Raw genomic sequence first — 15,689 nt, forward strand, 5'->3', positions numbered from 1 at the left:
TAGGATGGAGTGATGGGCACGCGCTACACCTTTTTGCGAGAGGCAGTTGCGAACTTGGCTGCTCCCGCCGAGGCGCAGGTCTCACATCTGGATGGAATCTTCTCAGGTCTGACAGGTGGCAAAAACGCCGACGGTTACGGCAACGATGAGCTCGCGCTGGAGTTTGAGGATGGCTTTATAGCCGTGAGCCACATGCTCAGGTTCGGCGAAATCACTCAGGTTGAGATTGATGCTCTCCAGACGCTCAACGACATGTTGATCCGCTGGAGTGGATCAACACATGGGGATTTCTGGGTGCGGGAAGCCTTGTTTAAAGATCCGCGCTGGCAGGCGATCCGCTTACGTGCTGCGGAGGTGCTTTCCCTTCTCACCGATGCGATACGGGAGAGCGATTACACTCGCAGCCTGACCGCGCGCGGAGACGGCAGCTAACCACGCCGACGCTTCAGCGTGGTGGCGAACGTTCCCGCTTCTCCAGTTTGATTTAACGCGAACTGCTAGCATCATCGCGGAAGGGCAGGGGTGACCGGGGCTGCGCAATCACCTACGAAGGTGGCAGTGCGGGGAAGATCGATCACAGCTGCGGCGCATTGGCGTCGCTGGGCCGAGCGGCTCCCCATGGCGCGCGGCCGGCCGCTGGTGGGATTGGCGGCGACGATCGCCATCGTCGCGCTGGCGTGGGTCGTTCGGACCATCGCCAGCCCGTCGCTGCCCCCGGGCTTTCCCTACGTCACTTTCTTCCCCGCCGTGATCATCACGTCGTTCCTGTTCGGGATACGGCTCGGTGCCGTTGCGGCGGCAGCATGCGGTTTGCTCGCCTGGTACTTCTTCATTCCACCTTATCGCAGCTTTGCGCTGTCGGGCGCGACCGGCTTTGCGCTGGCCTTCTATCTGTTCGTGGTCGCGACCGATCTGGCGCTGGTTCACTGGATGCAGACGGCCAATGGCCAATTGGCGCGGGAGCGGGAGCTCAGCCAATCGCTGGCGGCGACGCGCGAGCTGCTGTTCCGAGAGCTGCAACATCGTATCTCCAACAATCTGCAAGTGGCGGCAGGTTTGCTGACGATGCAGAAGCGGCGGCTGACGGACCTGGCCGGGCGCGCGGCACTGGACGAAGCCTCCAATCGCATTGCTTTGATAGGCCGGATCAGCCGCCAGCTTTACGATCCGTCCGGCTCCGCCCAGCCGCTTCTGCCCTTCCTCGAAACCTTGTGCCGCGACGTGGTCGAAGCCAGCGGGCGTACGGATCTGGCCCTCAGCCTCGCCGGGGACGATCGGCTATTGCTGCAGCCGGATGCGGCCGTGCCGACGGCGTTGATCGTGGCGGAGGCCGTCGCCAATGCGATCGAACATGGTTTTGCGAAGGGGCGGAGCGGCCAGATCGTCGTCACGGTGACCGGCGATAACCGAACCGGCCTCACCGTGACGATCGATGACGACGGCCACGGCCTGGCGGAGAATTTTGAGGCGAAGCAGGGCACAAGCCTGGGTCTCCAGATCGCCACGAGTCTCGCCAGGGGTCAGGGCGGTCGATTTGACCTGGAGCGTCGGGATGGCACACGCGCGGCGCTCCGGCTCCCGCCCCATCTGCTTGAACCGACATCGGACGCGTCGGATGTGATGCGGCCTGGCGCCGGCCATGTGCCGCCGATCGTGGCAGAAGCGTAGCGCGCGTGAGCGTCACTCGATCGTCAGTTCCGATCGCGCACAACAATCGATCAGTTGGGCATAGACGTCGGGGGCGACATTGATGCAGCCGCCCGTCACGCCCTGCCTCCGCGCCGCCTGGCCCGCCGCAAGCCGCTGCGGGCGTTGCTGGCTGGGCGCACCCAGCCAGACCCGGTGGATCGCCAGCAGATCGCGCGCCTCCTCCTTGAAGACAAGCACATCGCCACCATAGCCCGGTGAGACCACATACCGCTGACGCATCTGATAATGGCCCGGCGGGGTGGTCTGTCCCACCAGGGCCGGGTGGCACTGGCCCAGGAAGCAGATGGTCGCCATCTTCAGGCTGACGACCACACTCATCCGCGGATGGCTTTCGGCGCAACCTCGCGTTCGCGCTCGACCATATGCATTGTGCCGATCTCGCACTCGCGCAGCTGGATGTTCGTCACCATGCGCTGGTTGGAGCTGGACGAGCCCATGCCCGCCTGACCCCAGCTACCACCGCCGCCACCGCCACCCAGCGCGATATTGCGGTTGCTGGCGACCCCGATGACGGTGGTGAACATGATTACCTGGTTGCCGAACAGGCGGATGTCGCCGTTCGACAGCACTTCCTGTCGGTAATCGACGATCGCGCCATTGGCGTCCCGGAACGGCTCCAGGTCGTCAGACCAGCCTTGCGGGACCGCTGAACTCCGGAACAGGCCGATGAAGGTGCCGGTCACGGCCTGACGCACGATCCGCTGCAACGGCCCGCACGCGGATGTCTCCTTGATGATGTTGCCGACCGCCAGCTGCGAGGGCGGCGTGAGCGGCACGACCGGCGGGATGAAGATCGCCTTGGATCGGTAGCTGCTATGGTCGGACGCATCGACCGAGGTCGAGCTGTTGCCGCCGCTATTATTGGCGTCGCTCGCCAGGTGATTGGCGCCGGACGTGGATGTCGTAGCGCCGACGGTGGACGCGCTGCCATTCGCCTGCGTGTTGCCGCCCAGATAGGCTGTGCTGGCACCCGTGCTGCTCGTGCTGGCGCCGGTGCTGCTGTTGATCGCGCCGGTGCTGCTGGTGCTGGCCCCCGTGCTGCTCGTGCTCGGCCCGGTGGCGAGCGTGTTGCCGCCCGACGTGCTGCCGCCTACCGTATTGCCGCCGGACGAACTGCCGCCCAGCGTATTCCCGCCCGAAGAGCTGCCGCCCAGCGTATTGGTTGACGTCCCGGTATTGGACTGGCCGTTACTGGCGCTGCTCTGGTTGGCATTCGACGAGGTATTGCCGTTACTGGATGAATCGATCGCCCCGGTCGTGGTCGTCGCATTCTGTGTCGTCTGTGCGGAATTGTCGAAGGATGGCGAGATTGTATTGCCGCTCTGATTGCTGGCGCTCGACGTGCCGGCGATGGAGCTGGTCGTATTGGTGTTCGATGCGGAGGCCTGCGTCTCATTGTGGCCGGCATCCTGATTACTGATCGTGCAATTGGTCGTGCCGGCCGGGCAGGGGGATGTCGTCTGTGCCTGCGCAGCGCCGGAAAAAAGGCACAGCGCCGCACCCGCGAGAAGCGTGGTCTTCATTTGCATATTCGCACCAATCTGGAGATAAATTAACAGCTGCCGAACGTCGCAGCACGAACTAAAGTTCATATTCTTTCAGATATTTGCGATTAATTAAGTGCGGTGCACCATTTCAGACCATTATGAATGGATTTGCCGATTTCCTGACATCCTTGGCAGGACACGCGGCCTGCCAGCGCGGCTCACCCCGCCGTTTTGACGAGTTCGACGATCTCGAACCGATGGCGTGTCCAGCCGCGCGCGCTGGCGGCGTCCGCGGCGGCACCACGCTTGCGGCGCGCGTCGGCGAGCGATTTGGTGTGGCCCCAGAAGACTTCGGTGCGTCCGCCAGGCAATTCGGCGACGATCCGCCAATAATGGGTGAAATCGGCCGCGGTCGGGCCGATCGTCTTCACATAGCCATCGGGCAACGTGGCGGTCAGATAATATTTCTTCTTCGCCATGGACGGTCGGCGCGCGCCTAGGGCGCCAGTCGGCCGTCCTTGATCGCTTCGGGTTCGAACGCGAACAGGATCTTCGGATCGGGATGCTCCACCGTCGCCGCAATCTCCGCCGGGGCCACGCGCTGGATTAGATGCCGGATCACCGCCAGTCGCGCCGGCTTTTTGGGATCCGCCCGGACGCAATGCCAGGGCGCGAGCGGCGTGTCGGTCCGCGTAAGCATCGTGTCGCGCGCGGCGGAATATTGTTTCCACTTCTTCTGCGCGACCGCGTCGAGATCCGATACTTTCAGCGTCTTCAGGGGATCGGTCCGCCGGGCATCCAGGCGTTCAGCCTGCTCCTTTTCGGAGATGTCGCGCCACAGCTTGACCATCGTGATACCACTTTCCACCAGCATGCCCTCGTCATGATCGCTGTCGACCAAGAGCACCGGGGCCTTGATCCTATGGAGCTGGGTCGCGGTCAAGCTGGGTTCGACTCCCATATACGGGATGCGCCCATTGAAGTCGTCAAGCGCGCGCCGACGGTGCGCACGGTAAAGGCGTTGAAGGCCGGGTTGTCGCAAGATCGGTTTCAGGCCGGCCTGTCTGTATTCGGCGCGAAGGCGAAGATGCCGCGGAAGGCCGCCCATCTTACCGCTGTAGCCCTGAACCGCAACATTCACTCCGCCCGAACAGCTATGCGACCCCCTTTTTGGGATGGGATGTCGGTCATGTTGGATGAAAAATTAGAAAGCTATTTGGCCGTCCTTGTCGCACTTCGTGATTGGCACAAGGATGCAGACAGCGTCCTTCCGCCCGAAACCGGCATTACCTATGTTGACGGCGACCACAGCCGGCTTTCGATCCCGTACGGTATTAAGGACGTGGAGAAAGGCCGCTTCCAGATGAAGCGCGGCAATTTCCAGGTGACCCACTTCACAGACGACGATGGCGACTGGCGCGAATTCCCTTATCAGCACCATTGGCCCAAAGGCGGCGTCGGCAAGGACAATCTAAAAGCCGCACTCGCCGAGACGGATCTGTCGGGAACCACTGACGAGCAGAAAGGGCAGAGAACCCTGCTCATAACGGTCACGTCAGAAGCGGCCAGGTCTCAGCTTGTCGGGAAATATGTGCGCATCATGTATAAGCCGGGCATATCGAAGGCTGGCGAGCTGACTCCCGCATTTGAACTCGTCACAAAGAATTATGACAAGATCGCCCAACGCGCGGGGCGCAGCATTCAGGCGGGCGCGGCCTGGAAGCCCGTGACGATTAAGGAGACGGCCGACTTCATAAGCACCAAACCCTCACCCTATGACCGGGACATCTTCGACAAGCTCAGTGACCATGTCGGGCGCTACGGGCCCAAACCGAAAACATGATCGGGCCGCCGGTCAGCCGCGACAATGTCGCCGTGGACGGGGCAGGGCCGCAGGGGCCGCGCTTACGGCGCGCGCCTAGGGCGCCAGTCGACCGTCCTTGATCGCTTCCGGCTCGAACGCGAACAGGATCTTCGGATCGGGATGCTCCACCGTCGCCGCAATCTCCGCCGGGGCCACGCGCTGGATTAGATGCCGGATCACCGCCAGTCGCGCCGGCTTTTTGTGATCCGCCCGGACGCAATGCCAGGGCGCGAGCGGCGTGTCGGTCCGCGTAAGCATCGTGTCGCGCGCGGCGGAATATTGCTTCCACTTCTTCTGCGCGACCGCGTCGAGATCCGATACTTTCAGCGTCTTCAGCGGATCGGTGCGGCGCGCATCCAGCCGTGCCGCCTGCTCCTTCTTGGAGATGTCGAGCCACAGCTTCACCAGCGTGATCCCGCTTTCCACCAGCATGCGCTCGAAATCGGGCGCGTCGCGCAGGAATTCGGCCTGCTGCGCGGGCGTGGAAAAGCCCATCACCGTCTCGACCCCGGCCCGATTATACCAGGATCGGTTGAAGATCACGAGCTCGCCCGCCGCCGGCAGGTGGGAGGCATAGCGCTGGAAATACCATTGGGAGGTCTCGCGATCCGATGGCTTGGGCAGCGCCACCACCCGCGTATTGCGCGGCGACAGATGCTCCGTGATGCGCTTGATGCTGCCGTCCTTGCCCGCGCCATCACGGCCTTCCATCACCAGCACGGTGCGGGCGCCGCTCGCCATCAGCGCCTGCTGGGTGCGCACCAGCGCGCATTGCAGCGCGATCAGATCTTCCTGATAATGTTTCATGGCGGCAGAGTTGGCCCTGCACCGTGCGCCTGTCAAACCGTTCGTCAACCGACGCTATCGGCAGCGCCCCGCCACCGCGGTCAGGCACTTGCCGTCCACCTCCGGCGTCGGCACGTGCACGATCGCCGCCAATGTCGGCGCGATATCGACCGTCTCGATCGGCTCCGTGCGCGGCTCGGGGGCGATGCCTGGCCACCAGAACAGGATCGGCACGCGCCGGTCATAATCCCACGGGCTGCCATGTCCGGCGACATTGTCGCCTGGGCTGTGCGGCATGCCGACGCTGGCATATTCCTCCAGCTCCACCTGAATGTCGCCGCTGCGCTCCTTGTCATAGCTTTCGTGGAAGCGCTCGAGCACCGTCAACTGGTCCGGGGATTTGCCGGCCGGGGGCGCGGCGGCTGCCACCTGATCGGCGGTGAAGACCGCTGCGACTTCGGGCCGCTGCTTCAGCCACGCGACCGCGGCATCGCGTACTTTGCGGCGCAAGGCCTCGTCCGGGCCGACCGTGATCGTCAATTGCTGCGGATCGTCGCCTGCGATCGGGGCGGAATGCAGCCCGAACTGCGCCTGGAGCGCTGCGTTAAGCGCCTTTACGAACGCGCGCGGATCGATCCGGTGGGCGGCGATGCCATGTTCGCTCGCGCGTTCGGCGGCATCGATCCCGCCATGATCAGCCGTCAGCGCCACGACATAAGGCACGCGCAACCGGTCGAGCTTGGCCAGGAATGCGCCGAGCGCCTGGTCGAGCGCGTGCATCTGCACGCACATCTCGGCGCCGCCATTGCCATAGCGGTGGCCGATATAGTCGGTGGAGGACAGGCTGACGGCAAGCAGATCGGTTGCCGGTCCATGGCCCAGCTTCAGCCGGTCGATCGTCCGATCCACGAAGTCCAGCGTCATCGGGTCGAAGATCGGTGAGACGTGCAGCTGATCCTGGAAGTCGGCGCGGGTGACGAAGTCGCCATTCTCCACCGTCAGCGACAAATCCGGGGGGACCTTGCCCGAAACGGCCAGCTTGCCGAACAGGTGCGGCTGTTCCAGCGCCTGGCAGGCGGCTGGCGCCTGTGCCGGCCACAGCTTGGGCGGAGTGGTGCGCCAGCGCGCGAACAGTGCCTGGTTGAACGCCGTGGCCGGGGCGGTCACCCCGGCCGTTGCCGGACCGGCATAAGACGAAGTTGTGAAGCCGGTGCCGTTCTTCCACCAATAGACCGCGTCGGCCTTATGTCCGCCAAGCATGATCGCCGCGCGATCCTTGCCCGAGATGGAGACGACACGTGCCCGCGGTTGCGCCTGTTTGAGCCAGTCGCCGAACGTGGTGACGCGCAAGTTTTGCGGCCCCCGCGCGTCCGGATCGGCCACGCCGGGCACCGCCACGCAATAGACATTCTTGCCGCTTTTGGCGTCATACCAGGTGTTGGCGACGATCCCGGTCGCGGCAGGGTGGCGCCCGGTCAGGATCGTGGAATGGCCCGGGCATGTCTCGGTCGCGGCATGGCTCTGATAGCCGGTGAAGGCGATGCCGTCGCCCAGACGCTTCAGCCCGCCGGTGAAGCTGGATCGATAGCGTTGGAACAATTCGTCCGAAAATTGATCGATGGAAATCGCCACCACCAGCTTCGGCTGTGCCGGCACGGGCTTGGCCGTCATGCCCGCCGATGCGCTGGCAATCAGCCATGCCGCCGCAACCCAATAACCCGCCCGCACCATGTTGATCTCCCGGAGAATAATATGCGTTCGCGCCACATTGTTGCGTAACGATGACACTGCATATTTTCCATTGCTTCGCACCGGCCTATGCGTGGCGCATGAAGATCGGAATCGTCGCCCTGTTGGGCGGTTTGAGCGCATCCTTGGTCCCTGTCGCAGCCTCGGCCGCGACGGCCGATCTGCTGATCCGGGGCGGGACCATCTACACCGGGTCGGACGCACCGTTCGTGGGCGACGTGGCCGTCAGCGGCGATCGGATCACTGCCGTTGGGCGATCTCTGTCCGTCACGGCGCGGCGCGTGATCAATGCCTCGGGCAAGATCGTCGCGCCCGGCTTCATCGATCCGCATACGCATATGGGGGCGGATCTTGCCTCGGACGCTCCTGGCAAGCGCCTGATCCCCGCGTTCTTGATGCAGGGCGTCACCACCGCCTTCATCGGCAATGACGGCGGCGGCGCGATCGATGTTGGCCGCGTGCTCGGCAGCGCGCGGACAAAACCGGTCGGCATCAATTATGCCACCTATGTCGGCTTCGGCACGATCCGGGAGAAGGTTGTAGGGGAAGCGGATCGCGCGCCGACCGCTGCCGAACTCGCCCGCATGAAGGCGCTGGTGGCGGATGCGATGTGCCATGGCGCGCTCGGCCTCTCCAGCGGGCTCTTCTACGCGCCGCAAAGCTTTTCGAAGACGGATGAAGTGGTCGCGCTTGCGGCGGAGGCGGGGCAGCGCGGCGGCTATTATGACAGCCACATCCGCGACGAATCCTCCTATACGGTCGGGCTCAAAGCCGCGGTCGATGAGGCCATCGCGATCGGGCGCGACGCCCATGTTCCGATCCACATCTCCCATATCAAGGCGCTCGGCGTGGACGTGCAGGGCGAAGCGCCCGCCATCATCGCCAAGGTGGAGGCGGCCCAGCGCGCCGGGATCGATATCACCGCCAGCCAATATCCCTGGTCGGCCAGTGGGACGAGCCTGGTCGCCTCGCTCCTCCCCTTATGGGCGCAGGATGGCGGCCGCGATGCCCTGCTCAAGCGGTTCGACGATCCCGCGCTGCAGCCGCGACTGCGCACCGGCATGGTCGAAAATCTGCGTAAACGCGGCGGTGCCGAAAAACTGCTGATCGTCGAAGGCCCGTTCAAGAACCGGACGTTGGCGGACGTCGCGAAAAGCCGCGGCGTCGATCCGGTTGCGGCGGCGATCCTGGTCATCCGTATCGCCGATCCGGCCACCGTCTCCTTCAACCAGAGCGAGGCGGATATCGCCGCCTTCATGCGCCGCCCATGGGTGATGACCGACTCCGATGCGTCGTCCGGCCATCCCCGTGTGTATGGAACGTTCGCGCGCAAATATGCCAAATATGCGGTGGCGGATCATGTCATCACCGTCCGCGACTTCATCGAACGCAGCTCGGCCGTGACGGCAGACTGGTTTCACCTCGCCGGGCGCGGCCACCTCAAGCCCGGTGCCTTTGCGGACGTCGTCATCTTCGATCCCAGGAGCTACGCCGCGCAGGCGACCTACGAACAGCCCACGCGCCTGGCCTCGGGCGTGCAGACCGTGCTCGTCAACGGCGTCGTCGCGGTCGATCATGGTGCGTTAACCGGCCGTGCGGCAGGGCGGGCGCTGCCGCACCAACCGACCCCGGGCACGTGCCCGCAGCGTTAGGCGGCAGGAGATGCGCATGGGCTATCATGAACCGATCGGGACGCAGGACGATATCGTCGCCCGATATCGTCGCGACGGGTACGTCATCCTGCGCGGCCTCTTCTCCGGGCAGGAGATCGCGGCGATCGGGGACGCGATGGACCAGGTCCATGCCGAAGGCGTCGCCCATGGCCGCAGCTTCCGCCACGGCAACCTGTTCTACAATGTCGCGCCGGGCGATCCGCCACTGGTGCGGATGGCGCAATGGATGTCCTATCATCAGCCGGTGCTGAATGCGGTCCGGCTCGATCCGCGCATGGCGCAGGCGCTCGATCCGCTGATCGGCGGCGATCTCAAACAGATCATCAACCAGCTGCACTGGAAGACGCCCGGCGCCAAGGGCGACTTTGCCTGGCATCAGGATTCGCGCTTTCGCCTGCCGGCGCACGCCTATCGCAACCTCGGCACCTCGTATGTCCAGACCGGCCTCGCCATCGATCCGCACACGCCGCAATCGGGCTGCATGAAGTTCGTGCCCCACAGCCACCTGCGCGGGGACATCGATCTCGACACGTCGATCGAGGTGCTGGGCAATGCCCTGAATGACAGCGTGCTGATCGGCGCCGGCTTCTCGCCCGACGACGTCATCGAGGTGGAACTGGCGCCGGGCGATCTCGCTCTATGGAGCCCCTATCTGATCCACGGATCGGGCGCGAACCAGTCCGATCACCAGCGTCGTCTGTACATCAACGGCTATGTCCGCGCGCAGGATTGCGACCGCGGCGAATGGGCGTTCCGCGACGGCGCCCCCGTCCCATTCGGCCCCGAACAGGCGATCGTCCATTTCGAGGACCTGCGCCAGCACCCGGAACCCCACTACGTAGATTGAAAGCCCCTCATTCCTCCCCCGCCAGGGGGAGGTGGCAGGCGCTAGCCTGACGGAGGGGGAGGGCAGCGATCAGCTCTCGGATAGATTGCCTCGCAGGAACGCGATCGTCACGTTATCGTCTGCAGCCACAGACCATCGCGACATATGCTCGCCAAACCGCGCCCACATCGCCGTCTTCCCCCTCCGTCGCCTACGGCGCCACCTCCCCCTGGCGGGGGAGGATTATGGCGCGGGGTCATTCCTCCCCCGCCAGGGGGAGGTGGCAGGCGTAGCCTGACGGAGGGGGAGGACAGCGATCAGCTCTCGGATCGATTGCCTCGCAGAAACCCCTTCGTCACGTCATCTGCTGCCGCCACAGACCATCACGACATATGCGCGCGGAACCCAGCGGCGCATCGCCGTCCTCCCCCTCCGTCGCCTGCGGCGCCACCTCCCCCTGACGGGGGAGGATCATAGCGAGCGGTCATTCCTCCCCCGCCAGGGGGAGGTGGCAGGCGTAGCCTGACGGAGGGGGAGGACAGCGATCAGCTCTCGGATCGATTGCCTCGCAGAAACCCCTTCGTCACGTCATCTGCTGCCGCCACAGACCATCACGACATATGCGCGCGGAACCCAGCGGCGCATCGCCGTCCTCCCCCTCCGTCGCCTACGGCGCCACCTCCCCCTGGCTGGGGAGGATCATAGCGAGGGATCAATCCTCCCCCGCCAGGGGGAGGTGGCAGGCGCTAGCCTGACGGAGGGGGAGGGCAGCGACAAAGCCCGCTTACCGCGCCGTCTTCTCCATCAACGTCTCGCGGAAAAAGGCATCCGTCGCGCGATAGCTTGCCAGCCAGTTGGCATAGCGCAGGAAGCCGTGGCGCTCGTTCGGGAATACCAGATCCTGATAGGGAATCCGCCGCGCCGCCAGTTCGCGCGCCAGCAGGATCGACTGGCCGAAATCGACATTCTTGTCGTCATCGCCATGGATCAGCAGCACCGGCGAACGCCAACTGTCGATCGATCCCATCGGGGATGAGGTCCATTGCAGCCGCTGCGCCGCCGCCTGCGCATCGGGTGAGAGATTATTCTCCACCGGCCGCACCATCGCATGCACGCCGTGGAAATCCACGCCCGCCGCGAACAGGTCGCTGTTCCGTGCCAATGCCAGCGCGGTCAGATAGCCGCCCCAGCTTCCGCCCCAGATGCCGATCCGCGCCGGATCGACATGGCTTTGCACCGCCAGCCAGCGTCCCGCCGCCAGCACGTCGCGATATTCGCTCGCGCCCTCGCGCGCGATCCCCGGTGCATCGCGGAAGGCGCGGCCATAGCCGGTACCGCTACGATAATTGACCGACAGCACGTCATAGCCTTCCGCCGCGAAATGCTGGTTCAGGATATAGGCGTTGGAATAATAACCGGACGGGTGGAAACCGAGCAGCGTCTGCCGCCGCGGCCCGCCATGGACGAAGATCAAGGCCGGATGTTTGCCCGCGCCCCGCGCCCGGAACAGCTGGGCATGAACCTCGACCCCGTCCTCCGCCTTGAACAGCACCGCTTCCGGCGCGACGAAGCCACGCGCCGCCGGTGCTGCCCCGAGCGGTGAGAGCGTCCGCCCCGCGAGCGCCGGGTAGGCGGGATGGGTCGCGTCGGTGGCGGTCACCGCCATCGTGTCGCCGGCGAAGAGCGGATAGGATTCGATGCCGCTGCCGCGCGTCACCGGCTCGGGCGTTCCGCCCCGCAACGCCACGCGCCAGACATGGTGGCGGTCGAGATCCCTCGCGTCGTTGGCGGCATAGACCAGGCTGTTGCCGTCCGGGCTCAGCGTATAGGTGTCGAGCTCGAACGCCCCCGGCGTCAGTTCGCGCGGGCTGCCGCCTTTGGGATCGATCGCATAAGCATGAAGCCAGCCGCTCGCTTCCCACGGGAAGACGATCGTGCCGCTTTTGCTCCAGAACAGATTCTGCCCGCGCGTACCGGCATAGCGCGCGCCTGTGCCCTGCGGTGCGCTCCACCGGATCCGGTGTGCCCCCGTCGCGGCGTCGGCGATCCGCAGCGACCAATAGGGGCCGCTATCCTCCTTGGCGCCGGTTGGCGGGTCGACCGCGAAGAGGAAGGCGATCTGCTTGCCGTCGGGGGAATAGACCGGCTGGATCGCCCAACCGAGCTCCGCATCGATATAGCGCACATGTTCGCTGCCGATATCGAACAGGCTGACGAAGCTGTGGCCGCGGCGGTTATCGGTGAACAGCAGCTGCTTGCCGTCGGGCGACCATTGCAAATCGCCGACATCCCCGGCGACCTTTGCCACGCGACGGCTGTCGCTGCCGCGCTGCCACAGGTAGAGCGCACCACGATAGGTGTAGGCCAGCATATCGCCTTGCGGCGAAAAGCTAGGCGCATGGCCGCCGCCGATCAGCGTCGGCGCACCGCCATCCAGCGCCGTGACGAACAATTGCTGCTTCGGCCAGGCGGCAAAGCTCGCCGCATTCGGCCCATCCTCTTCGTCGGGATATTCCGGATCTCCTCCGCGCACGAAGGCCAGCGTGCCGCCGTCGCGCGTGAAGGCAAGCTCGGAGATGGGAAGGCCATCATCCTCCTGGAAGGCGGTGATCGCCCGCGCCGGCTGGCCCTTGTCGGCGATCCAGATGTTGCGCACGCCCGCCTTGTTTTCGACCCAGGCGAAGCGCGCTTTGTCCTGTGCACCCGTCAGGCCGCCCGCGATCGGCAGGGCCAGCGCCTCTTCCAGCGCGTCCGCCCTGGCCGGCGGCGCGAGCGCCAGTCCCATGGCGCACAGCGCCAGCATCCATCCGTTCCGGTTCATTCCTGCCTTGTGTAACCGTGCATCCGCAGGAGCAAGCCATTTGCCCGATTGCGCTTCGCCGCATCTGCCTTAGGCTTGGGGCGATGAAGTCGGGAATTTCGTGCATCGCCATCCTGTTGCCGCTGGCGCCTACGGTCGCTCAGGCCACGCCACCGCTCCAGAACCGCGTCGAAGCGCTGTTGCAGGCCGCCGGGCAGGGGCCGCGCTTCGGCCTGGTGGTGGCGGATGACCAGGGCCGCGAGCTGATCGCGATCGATCCCGACGGGCGCTACATGCCTGCCTCCAATACGAAGATGTTCACCACCGCGGCCGCGTTCGCTACGCTCGACGGGCTGGATCGGCCCGATGCCGAAGGCGGCGCCGCCATACGCCTTGAAACCTATCGCCCGGGCGCGCCCGACGTCGTGCTGGAGGGCCATGGCGATGCCCGCCTGTCGAGCGCGCCGGACTGCACGGTGGATTGCCTCGCGACCCTGGCCGATGCGGTCGCGGCCAGGACGCGCGTCGTGCGCGACGTGATCGGCGACGACAGCGTCTTTCCCGACGAACGCTGGAGCCAGGGGATGAGCTGGAACAATATCCCGACCGGCTCGGGCACCGCCATCTCGGCGCTGACGCTGGACGACAATGAGGTGGCGATGACCGTATCGCCCGGGGCAATCGGTACGCCGCCGACGCTGGACCTGCCGGCTTATTACCAGGTCGACAACCGCGCGATCACCGTCCCCGGTGATGCCGCCGACCTCGATTATGATCGCGAGCCTTTCGGCTTTGTCCTGCATCTGCGCGGCACGATCGGTGCGAAGGCGAAGCCGGAACGCTTCCATCTCGGCATCGACGATCCCGCGCGTTACGCCGCCTGGCGGCTCAAGACGCTGCTCGCCGCGCGCGGGGTCAGGGTCACCGGCACGATCGAGGTGCGCCACCGCTTGCGGGCCTGGTCCGACGATCCCGCGCATCGCGGCACCGCCCCGCCGATGCGACCGCCGCCGCAGCCCGTACTGGCCAAGTTGACGCCGCCGCCGTTGGTGGAGGATCTGATCCAAACCAACAAGGTCAGCCAGAATTTGCACGCCGAACTGTTGCTGCGTCGCGTGGCGCAGAAGCAGGGCAGCGGCTCGGTCGCCGATGGGCTTGCGGTGGTGCGCGACATGCTCGGCAAGGCCGGTGTTCCGCGCGTCGACTACGACTTCGCCGACGGCTCCGGCATGTCGAGCTACAACCGCATCGCCCCGCGCGGCACGATGCTGTTCCTGCGCTGGGTCGCCGCCCAGCCCTGGGGGGCGCAGTGGCGGGCGACCCTGCCGGTCGGCGGTCAGAGTCCGGGCACGCTATCCCGGCGCTTCCGTGGCACCCCCTTGGAGGGCAAGGTCTTTGCCAAAACCGGCACGCTGAACCAGACCAACGCGCTGTCCGGCTACATGATCGCCAAGAGCGGCCGCACCCTCACCTTCTCCGCCTTGGCCAACGATGTGCCGCAAGGCGTGGCTGCCACCAAAGCCGTGGAGGATGCCCTCAACCTCATCGCCGCGGAGAATTAAGGCCACTTTCGTATCCCCGTCACCCCGGCCTTGAGCCGGGGTCCCGCTTATGGTCATCCGTCGCCGAAATCGCTCGCCGGCATCAGTCGCAATCCTGGTACCCGCCACGCGTTCCGCAATGCCTGCACCGAAAGACATAGGCGCTCGGGGCGCTGTCCTTGCGCAGCGCGCGATAGAAGCGCTCCCACGCCTCGCCGTGCAATCCCGTGTCGTCCCGGATCGCCGCTATCGCCTCAGCGCCCAGCAGTTCCAGTTCGCGGAACCCGCTACGGCCGAGGAATAGGGCCGCGTCCCCGCAATGCGTCCACCATTGCTCCTGCTGCCAACCGCTGAAGCCGGGGGTGCGATAGGCGACCTCCGCGACCACATCCGCCGAAACTTTATCCCAATCGCCGCGGCTGCCTATCCCGAGTTCGTCGGTGAAGCTCGCCCCCAGTTTCGCGTGCGCTGATCCGTCCGCGATGCACCAGGGGCACAGCGCTTCCTCAAGCTCCTCCTCGGCATAAACCGGGCCGAGATAGATAGTGCCGCGCACCTGTTCGCAGCACACACATTGTGCCTCGGAAGCCCGGACGCTGCCCGTTGCAACGGGGTCGGGGTGATATGTGAATGCGGGCAGGGTGCGCACCGATTTCTCCCGAGCATGGCAGCGCTACCGACTTTGGGCACGAAGCCGCCCGCCCGCAAGCCCGCTGCTTATGCTGTCGGCAGCGGCTTCCTATTCGATTGCCGTCCTGCGATGATCCGCGAAACGGAACGAGGGAGCCACAGGATGCTGACAGGAAGCTGCCATTGTGGCCAAGCGCACTGGACGCTTGAGGGCGATCCCGGCTCCATCACCGCCTGCAATTGCACCTTATGTCGGCGGTACGCCGCCCTGTGGGCCTATGATTATGAAGGCGAGCGGATCGCTCTCGTCGGCCCGACCAGCACCTATACCCGCCCCGGAAAAGCCGATCCGGCGCTCGAAATCCACTTTTGCCCCTCCTGCGCCAACATATTGTGCTGGCGCGGGCTAAGGCTCGAGGAGGACGGCCGCCGTCGCATGGCCGTCAACCTTCGGCTCGCGCCGCCCGAAGCGGTCGAACATCTGCCGATCGATCGTTTCGACGGCCTCGATACGTTCGATGATCTCCCCTCCGACGGCCGCTGCGTCCGCGATCTCTGGTTCTGATCGACGGCAAAACCGCGGAACCAGCCTGCCGTACGAATGGGGATGTCGCGAACCCGAC

At 65.2% G+C, this 15,689-nt stretch carries 15 protein-coding genes; 7 read left to right on the top strand and 8 right to left on the bottom strand.

Annotation, left to right across the window (positions count from 1 at the left end; all coding sequences use genetic code 11):
• Window positions 1-12: 12 nt before the first annotated feature.
• Window positions 13-432, top strand: coding sequence for a hypothetical protein (locus ACSBM8_RS04790; protein ID WP_442680515.1), 420 nt, complete (start codon window positions 13-15; stop codon window positions 430-432).
• A 126-nt stretch (window positions 433-558) separates the two neighbouring features.
• Window positions 559-1,668, top strand: a complete 1,110-nt coding sequence (locus ACSBM8_RS04795; protein ID WP_442680516.1) for a sensor histidine kinase — start codon at window positions 559-561, stop codon at window positions 1,666-1,668.
• A gap of 12 nt (window positions 1,669-1,680) precedes the next feature.
• Here ACSBM8_RS04795 and ACSBM8_RS04800 read toward each other — a convergent pair whose 3' ends face one another.
• From ACSBM8_RS04800 to ACSBM8_RS04815, 4 genes are all read right to left on the bottom strand, one after another.
• Entirely contained in the window at window positions 1,681-2,028 is a 348-nt protein-coding gene (locus ACSBM8_RS04800; RefSeq protein ID WP_442680517.1) for a hypothetical protein, read from the bottom strand.
• Window positions 2,025-3,233, bottom strand: coding sequence for a hypothetical protein (locus tag ACSBM8_RS04805; RefSeq protein WP_442680518.1), 1,209 nt, complete (start codon window positions 3,231-3,233; stop codon window positions 2,025-2,027). Before ACSBM8_RS04805 ends, ACSBM8_RS04800 begins: the two co-directional genes overlap by 4 nt.
• 182 nt (window positions 3,234-3,415) lie before the next feature.
• The gene (locus ACSBM8_RS04810; protein ID WP_442680519.1) at window positions 3,416-3,676 is read right to left on the bottom strand and encodes a hypothetical protein; all 261 of its coding nucleotides are present in this window, start codon (window positions 3,674-3,676) and stop codon (window positions 3,416-3,418) included.
• Window positions 3,677-3,693: 17 nt separating this feature from the next.
• Entirely contained in the window at window positions 3,694-4,104 is a 411-nt protein-coding gene (locus ACSBM8_RS04815) for a hypothetical protein (RefSeq protein WP_442680520.1), read from the bottom strand.
• Between ACSBM8_RS04815 and ACSBM8_RS04820 the strand changes: the two genes are divergently transcribed.
• Entirely contained in the window at window positions 4,081-5,040 is a 960-nt protein-coding gene (locus ACSBM8_RS04820) for a hypothetical protein (protein ID WP_442680521.1), read from the top strand. The genes ACSBM8_RS04815 and ACSBM8_RS04820 overlap by 24 nt on opposite strands.
• Window positions 5,041-5,115: 75 nt before the next feature.
• Here ACSBM8_RS04820 and ppk2 read toward each other — a convergent pair whose 3' ends face one another.
• The gene (ppk2, locus tag ACSBM8_RS04825; protein WP_442680522.1) at window positions 5,116-5,868 is read right to left on the bottom strand and encodes a polyphosphate kinase 2; all 753 of its coding nucleotides are present in this window, start codon (window positions 5,866-5,868) and stop codon (window positions 5,116-5,118) included.
• Window positions 5,869-5,922: 54 nt separating this feature from the next.
• On the bottom strand, window positions 5,923-7,578 hold the full coding sequence (locus ACSBM8_RS04830; protein WP_442680523.1) for an alkaline phosphatase family protein: 1,656 nt from the start codon (window positions 7,576-7,578) through the stop codon (window positions 5,923-5,925).
• A gap of 50 nt (window positions 7,579-7,628) precedes the next feature.
• Here ACSBM8_RS04830 and ACSBM8_RS04835 point away from each other — a divergent pair, with 50 nt between their 5' ends.
• Both ACSBM8_RS04835 and ACSBM8_RS04840 read left to right on the top strand, forming a co-directional pair.
• Window positions 7,629-9,248 carry an N-acyl-D-amino-acid deacylase family protein gene (locus tag ACSBM8_RS04835; RefSeq protein ID WP_442680524.1) on the top strand — a complete coding sequence of 540 codons (1,620 nt, stop codon included), beginning with the start codon at window positions 7,629-7,631 and terminating at the stop codon, window positions 9,246-9,248.
• A 16-nt stretch (window positions 9,249-9,264) separates the two neighbouring features.
• Window positions 9,265-10,116, top strand: coding sequence for a phytanoyl-CoA dioxygenase family protein (locus ACSBM8_RS04840; protein WP_442680525.1), 852 nt, complete (start codon window positions 9,265-9,267; stop codon window positions 10,114-10,116).
• A 763-nt stretch (window positions 10,117-10,879) separates the two neighbouring features.
• On the opposite strand, the gene ACSBM8_RS04845 is transcribed toward ACSBM8_RS04840, so the two are convergent.
• A complete protein-coding gene (locus ACSBM8_RS04845) occupies window positions 10,880-12,916 on the bottom strand; it encodes a S9 family peptidase (protein WP_442680526.1) in 2,037 nt (678 codons plus the stop codon).
• A gap of 83 nt (window positions 12,917-12,999) precedes the next feature.
• Here ACSBM8_RS04845 and dacB point away from each other — a divergent pair, with 83 nt between their 5' ends.
• On the top strand, window positions 13,000-14,457 hold the full coding sequence (dacB, locus tag ACSBM8_RS04850; protein WP_442680527.1) for a D-alanyl-D-alanine carboxypeptidase/D-alanyl-D-alanine endopeptidase: 1,458 nt from the start codon (window positions 13,000-13,002) through the stop codon (window positions 14,455-14,457).
• 82 nt (window positions 14,458-14,539) lie between these two features.
• On the opposite strand, the gene ACSBM8_RS04855 is transcribed toward dacB, so the two are convergent.
• Window positions 14,540-15,085 (bottom strand): CbrC family protein, encoded by a 546-nt coding sequence (locus ACSBM8_RS04855; protein ID WP_442680528.1) that lies wholly within the window; start codon window positions 15,083-15,085, stop codon window positions 14,540-14,542.
• Between the two features lie 144 nt (window positions 15,086-15,229).
• On the opposite strand from ACSBM8_RS04855, the gene ACSBM8_RS04860 reads away from it, so the two are divergent.
• The gene (locus ACSBM8_RS04860) at window positions 15,230-15,631 is read left to right on the top strand and encodes a GFA family protein (RefSeq protein ID WP_442680529.1); all 402 of its coding nucleotides are present in this window, start codon (window positions 15,230-15,232) and stop codon (window positions 15,629-15,631) included.
• Window positions 15,632-15,689 lie beyond the last annotated feature (58 nt).

It is taken from the genome of Sphingomonas sp. ASY06-1R, from assembly GCF_052180265.1.
Taxonomy (GTDB): Bacteria; Pseudomonadota; Alphaproteobacteria; order Sphingomonadales; family Sphingomonadaceae; genus Sphingomonas_I.

Bases quoted from the DNA above. Each gene is read 5' to 3' on its own strand.
- ACSBM8_RS04845 (WP_442680526.1), bottom strand. From the start codon at position 12,916: ATGAACCGGAACGGATGGATGCTGGCGCTGTGCGCCATGGGACTGGCG.
- ACSBM8_RS04860 (WP_442680529.1), top strand. From the start codon at position 15,230: ATGCTGACAGGAAGCTGCCATTGTGGCCAAGCGCACTGGACGCTTGAG.
- ACSBM8_RS04835 (WP_442680524.1), top strand. From the start codon at position 7,629: ATGACACTGCATATTTTCCATTGCTTCGCACCGGCCTATGCGTGGCGC.
- ACSBM8_RS04840 (WP_442680525.1), top strand. From the start codon at position 9,265: ATGGGCTATCATGAACCGATCGGGACGCAGGACGATATCGTCGCCCGA.
- ppk2 (WP_442680522.1), bottom strand. From the start codon at position 5,868: ATGAAACATTATCAGGAAGATCTGATCGCGCTGCAATGCGCGCTGGTG.
- ACSBM8_RS04830 (WP_442680523.1), bottom strand. From the start codon at position 7,578: ATGGTGCGGGCGGGTTATTGGGTTGCGGCGGCATGGCTGATTGCCAGC.
- dacB (WP_442680527.1), top strand. From the start codon at position 13,000: ATGAAGTCGGGAATTTCGTGCATCGCCATCCTGTTGCCGCTGGCGCCT.
- ACSBM8_RS04820 (WP_442680521.1), top strand. From the start codon at position 4,081: ATGATCGCTGTCGACCAAGAGCACCGGGGCCTTGATCCTATGGAGCTG.
- ACSBM8_RS04805 (WP_442680518.1), bottom strand. From the start codon at position 3,233: ATGAAGACCACGCTTCTCGCGGGTGCGGCGCTGTGCCTTTTTTCCGGC.
- ACSBM8_RS04790 (WP_442680515.1), top strand. From the start codon at position 13: ATGGGCACGCGCTACACCTTTTTGCGAGAGGCAGTTGCGAACTTGGCT.
- ACSBM8_RS04800 (WP_442680517.1), bottom strand. From the start codon at position 2,028: ATGAGTGTGGTCGTCAGCCTGAAGATGGCGACCATCTGCTTCCTGGGC.
- ACSBM8_RS04810 (WP_442680519.1), bottom strand. From the start codon at position 3,676: ATGGCGAAGAAGAAATATTATCTGACCGCCACGTTGCCCGATGGCTAT.